General features: G+C 44.2%; 8 protein-coding genes. 6 read left to right on the plus strand and 2 right to left on the minus strand.

The features are described from left to right. A partial coding sequence (locus HYR79_00235; protein ID MBI1820113.1) for a hypothetical protein occupies positions 1 to 259 on the plus strand: 259 nt, incomplete at its 5' end. 152 nt (positions 260 to 411) lie between these two features. Continuing rightward, positions 412 to 879: a DoxX family protein gene (locus tag HYR79_00240; GenBank protein MBI1820114.1), complete on the plus strand. Its 468-nt coding sequence runs from the start codon at positions 412 to 414 to the stop codon at positions 877 to 879. Between the two features lie 243 nt (positions 880 to 1,122). On the opposite strand, the gene HYR79_00245 is transcribed toward HYR79_00240, so the two are convergent. Both HYR79_00245 and HYR79_00250 read right to left on the minus strand, forming a co-directional pair. Beyond that, a complete protein-coding gene (locus tag HYR79_00245; GenBank protein ID MBI1820115.1) occupies positions 1,123 to 1,542 on the minus strand; it encodes a type II toxin-antitoxin system VapC family toxin in 420 nt (139 codons plus the stop codon). Further along, positions 1,482 to 1,748, minus strand: a complete 267-nt coding sequence (locus HYR79_00250; protein ID MBI1820116.1) for a type II toxin-antitoxin system prevent-host-death family antitoxin — start codon at positions 1,746 to 1,748, stop codon at positions 1,482 to 1,484. The genes HYR79_00245 and HYR79_00250 overlap by 61 nt, the downstream gene beginning before the upstream one ends. A 243-nt stretch (positions 1,749 to 1,991) precedes the next feature. Here HYR79_00250 and HYR79_00255 point away from each other — a divergent pair, with 243 nt between their 5' ends. The 4 genes from HYR79_00255 to HYR79_00270 all read left to right on the plus strand — a co-directional run. Continuing rightward, the gene (locus HYR79_00255) at positions 1,992 to 2,708 is read left to right on the plus strand and encodes a Crp/Fnr family transcriptional regulator (GenBank protein MBI1820117.1); all 717 of its coding nucleotides are present in this window, start codon (positions 1,992 to 1,994) and stop codon (positions 2,706 to 2,708) included. Between the two features lie 228 nt (positions 2,709 to 2,936). Further along, entirely contained in the window at positions 2,937 to 3,230 is a 294-nt protein-coding gene (locus tag HYR79_00260; protein MBI1820118.1) for a carboxymuconolactone decarboxylase family protein, read from the plus strand. Positions 3,231 to 3,343: 113 nt separating this feature from the next. Then, the gene (locus HYR79_00265) at positions 3,344 to 3,595 is read left to right on the plus strand and encodes a thioredoxin family protein (GenBank protein ID MBI1820119.1); all 252 of its coding nucleotides are present in this window, start codon (positions 3,344 to 3,346) and stop codon (positions 3,593 to 3,595) included. Between the two features lie 30 nt (positions 3,596 to 3,625). Further along, positions 3,626 to 5,178 (plus strand): radical SAM protein (locus HYR79_00270; GenBank protein MBI1820120.1); only part of this gene is annotated, 1,553 nt, incomplete at its 3' end.

Here is a 5,178-nt window from a genome sequence, read left to right on the forward strand (position 1 = left end):
AGATCAGGTTGTCGAGCTTCCGCTTCCGGAGGAAGAGACCGGTATTTTAGTGACCAGACCATTCCAGAAAGTCGAGGTCATGCCGCTGGCAAAGAGAGAGTACGTTCTCCTCGAGGCCCTCTATTTGGGGAAGGATTTGGCATCGGTTTATCAGATGGGGGTTGACTCCGATCCGGAGTTTGATCTCACTCTCTTTTTGACGAAACTTCTAGAATATCAGATCGTGTCCGGTTTTTCAGTCGGTGATTCAATACCCTAGACCAGCGATAGACTTCGCACCCACTTATTAATCATGTCATTGCGAGCACCGAAGGGTGCGTGGCAATCTTATCGTAAAGTCTTGAGATTGCTTCACTTTGTTCGCAATGACAGCTTTCTAACTCTGTTCTTGGGTCGGTGTCAGTTTATTCCATGGGTGTCCGGTATCTGGAATCCCTTATCCCGGTCTTTGACCTGTTTGTCCGCCTTTACATGGCGAAGATTTTCTGGAAGGGAGGAATCGTTAAAATCTCCAGTTGGATGTCGACCGTCATGCTCTTCACTTTGGTCTATGACGTTCCTTACCTGCCGCCGGAGATCGCCGCTTATCTCTCCACCGCCGTTGAACTGGGCGGGTCGTTCCTTTTGGCGGTCGGTCTGGCAGGGAGGTTCGGGGCCGCCTCCCTCTTTGTGCTCAATATTGTCGCCGCGCTCTCCTATGGACAATTATCAGAGGCGGCCATGAAGGAAGCTTTTTACTGGGGAATTCTACTGATGTACCTCTTCCTCCATGGACCCGGCCCTATTTCCCTTGATGCCCTTCTGGATTACCTGCTCCGGCGAAGGAAAATGAATAAAACCGCCGGCTTGCCTTCTCCCCTTGCAGGATCGGATATATAGACTGAGAGGAAATCAGGATCCTGAATGTTTTGATGGTGATAGGGACAAAGGAATTGGATCCCAAGAACAGAGTTAGAAAGCTGTCATTGCGAACAAAGTGAAGCAATCTCAAGACTTTACGATAAGATTGCCACGCACCCTTCGGTGCTCGCAATGACATGATTAATAAGTGGGTGCGAAGTCTATCGCTGTTCTTGGTATTAAGGTCAATTCAAAAATTAGGACTTTTTCTCGGTCTGTTTTTTATGGTTTAAATGAAATCAGTTTGAGTCCGGAAACAATGTTGTAGTGCTTTAAATTACCGGAGGCCAGAGAATAACCTTCCTCAAGTGCTGAGGCTGCAATCAGCGAATCCACGATTCTGAGCCCATGAGAAGACGAATGCTGTTCCAGAAGACTGATTGCTCTATGGCAACAGGATTCACTCGGGTATAAAGTTCTCGCGACGTTTTCCCGGATGAAATATTTTAAATTCCGTATCTCTTGTTTATTACGGCATCCCTGTATTAATTCCATAATCGTTAAGGACGAAATAGCCCGTTCGCGGTGAGGAACTCTTGCTAAAAAACTCCCCGCTCTCTCATTTCCACGGAAATACCAGATTAAGATGTCCGTATCGAAAATAACTCCCGGTGCCTCGATTTCCGAATATTTTTGAGCCATTTCTCAACATCCTTCAAATCTTTTCGAGATTGCCACATTCCAAATCCGACAGGATCTATTTTTTTCTTTTTTTCCTCTGTAGCCACTGGAGAAAGAATGGCGATGGATTTCCCCCTATAAGTAATTGTGACTTTTTGTCCTTTACGGATTTCTTCTAATACGGCTGCTGTTTTTTGTCTTAAATCTTTAGCGGTTGCCGTTTTCATTTTTCCTCACATTATAATAGTAAACACTTTAAAGTATATACTATAAATGTAACGATGTACAATCTTTTTCCTTGAATAAAAAGCTCTTTATCATTGGCAGGTAATATTTGCTTGTTTTTTAACAGGGTGAGGGTCCCGCTTGCTTGACTCTCAACAATCGCGATATCCCTATATACCGAGAATTATTAAGGGTTAAAGCAAAAATTATTGATTTTTTAGTTTGCAGGGCATACGATAACCCGTATGATAAAAAATAAAATCTGGTATCTGCAGAAAACCAATCTCTTTAAAGAAATGTCTTCCGACGAAATGAAAGAGCTGGATCGGATTACTGTGGAAGAATCAGTGAAAAAGAAGTCTGCGATTTTTTTTCCGGGGGATCCGAGTCAAAAAATATATATTTTAAAAGAAGGCCATGTTAAAATTTCAAGGGTTTCTGAAGAGGGCCGGGAGGTGACCCTTGCTCTTCTGGAGCCGGGAGATATTTTTGGAGAGTTAGAAGTGCTTCAGGATTCTCCACGGGACACTTTGGCCGAAGCCCTTGACGACAGTCAGCTTTGTGTGATTCAAAAAGAGCATTTTCTCTCAATGATTCACCGGAAACCTGAATATTCTCTCCGTTTAGTCAAACTGATCGGGTTCAGACTCAAAAAGATAGAAAATCGGGTAGAAGACCTTGTCTTTCGGGATGTTCATTCAAGAGCGGCTCTCTTGCTGTTGCAATTCTCAAAGGATTACGGGAGGGCTGTTCCTGAGGGGATTCAAATCGATTTAAAAGTGACCCATCAGGAAATCGCTAACCTCATCGGATCGATCAGAGAAACCGTCAGTGCCATCTTAGGCGAATTTAAGAAGGAGGGTCTGATTGCTTTCGAAGGACGGCATATTATCGTTGTCCGGCCGGATCTTCTGAAGGAGAAAGCTGGCAGCTTTCCCATTTCTTCGGTATCCCGAGATTAATCTTTTCTCATCGCCTGTTAAAATTGTAGGCCAGCCTACATCTTTTCTTCCAACCATACCGTATCCTTGTTTTAAGTTGAATTAAGCCCTGTTGGGGGAGTCCTTGTTTTTAAATCCGCTAAAAGCAGCGAAGGAGCAAAAAATGAAAAAGAGAGACCCGGAAATTGTAAAAGACAATTCTATTTTTGAAGAGATGCGGAACTTAGCCCTAAAGTCACGGGGGGAATTATGCGAGCAAGAGAAGCCTCGTACGAAGATGGCAAGGTACCCGGAAAATATAAGCTTTTAACCGCTTTAAGCATTTCAATCGCGATTCGATGTGAGCCTTGTATTCAGGCTTATGTCAAAATGGCCATCGACCGTGGAACGACCAGAGAAGAGTTCATAGAATTTTTAAATGTGGCTATGACGATGCAGGGGTGTCCCGGAGAAGAATGGGCGATTAAAGCCTATGCGTTTTATAAAGAGATCGCAGGCGATTTAGCCAGTTCAAAAGATGGGGACTCCTGCTGCCCAGTTTAACTCAGGGTGGGAAATCTATCATTTTCCAGTTGGATCTTGAAAATCACGGAATCCATTCTTCATTTCTTTCATTTCTTCAAGATTAATATTATAGAATAAGGTTAAACTTGTTTATGATTATTCTCGAACTATTTCTCTCTCCGCGCTGTATCTCAGCCTCATCTGCCATGGCGTTAGCAAAAGAGGCGGTAAGGAAGGTGCCGGGGGTCAAAATGATCGTTCGATCAGAGAAGGAAGATCGGTCCCGTGCGAAATCTCTGGGGATTTTTATTTTTCCAACCATTGTTTTGGATGGAGAGGTTTTTTCTGTAGGAGAACCCCGGTTGGAACATTTGGTTCAGGTATTAAAAGACAAAACAAGCTGATTTTTATTAAATATCGGAGGTGTTTAATCCATGAAACTGTTCAACGAAAAAAATATATTCTTTGCCCCGGCCTTCACAACATTTGAAAAAAATGGGATTTATTATTTAATTGACGAAAATACTCCCAACTGGGTCTCGACCGACCATCGGGGAGTCTTCATTTTGTCTCAGGTGAACGGTAAAAATTCCCTGTCAGACCTTTCCAGGATATATGGCCAGGAATATAGGCTTGAAGCCTCAAAGGCGCTGTCTCACGTTCATACCTTTCTTTCGGACGCGGAAAGAAGAGGGATGATCGGAACCCGTCCCGTTGTTCCCGCTGATTATCCCGGCCGGGAATATTTTTTAAAGAAACCGGGTCTGAAAGAATTTTGGATCCATACGAATAACTCCTGCAATTTAACCTGCACCCATTGTCTGGTCTCCTCTTCTCCGGAAGGGGATCCGGGCTTATCCAGTGAAAAGATCAAACAGGTGATTGATGAAGCGGTAGATTTAGGGGTTTTAAGGTTTTATTTTACCGGGGGAGAGCCTTTTGCCCGGAAAGACATCTTTGACCTGATCCGGTATGTGACCGAGGTTAAAAACCGGGAATTAATTATTTTAACCAATGCCACCCTTTTTTCCGGTCAAAGGCAGGAAGAATTAAAAACCTTAAACCGGGAACGAGTAAAACTTCAAATCAGTCTTGACGGAACCCGGAAAGAAATCAACGATCCGATCCGGGGAGAAGGGACGTTTGACAAGATATTAGAAGGGGCGAGGAGAGCCTGCGACCTTGGTTTTGAAACCTCCATCACCTCCGTTGTAACGAAGGAGAATATCCGCGACCTGGTCGAGCTTCCTTCCCTGGCCCGCCAGATCGGATCTAAATCGGTTCACTTGATGTGGCTTCACCGGAGGGGCCGTATTCTCGAAAACGACACAAACGGGTTTCCTTCTTCAAAAGAGCTGTTTCAATTGGTCCGGGAAGTTAAAAAGCGAAGCCGCGAAGAGGGTCTATTGTTTGACCAGGTGGAGTCGTTTAAATTTCGAGTCAATAGTCTTCCGGGTGTTAAATTTGATCTTGGGAATGCCTGCTGGGAAAGCCTTTGTCTTTATTCCGATGGACACCTCTATCCCTCCGCTTCGTTTGCCAACACTTCAAAGCTGGATCTGGGGAATGCCCTTGAGAGATCGATCAAAGATCTTCTGGAAAATAGTTTGGTGGCTAAACAGTTCCGCCAGGCAACAGTGGCGCATAAAAAAGGTCTTCAGGAAGATCCCTTTAGATTTATTACCGGAGGGGGGGACATCGAGCATAGCTATTTCTATACGAAAAGTTTGACCGGCAAAGGAGATATTGAAGGAGAGGACCCTTACTATGATCTTTATATCAACCTGATTAAAGAGACCATGGTCGATCTGGCAGAAAGCCGGAAAAATCAATTCAATTTAAAATCCGGATTTCAAGCTCCAATCATTTACCATGCCATGGGAGAGGGGGCCATCTCCTGCGGAAGCGATGGGTCAGGAATCGAGGTTGAAAAAGAGGTGGCGCTTCTTCATTCGAATTGTGTCCTGTCGTTTAATGTTGAAAAGAC

This window comes from Nitrospirota bacterium (assembly GCA_016178585.1).
Lineage (GTDB): Bacteria > Nitrospirota > Nitrospiria > JACQBW01 > JACQBW01 > JACOTA01.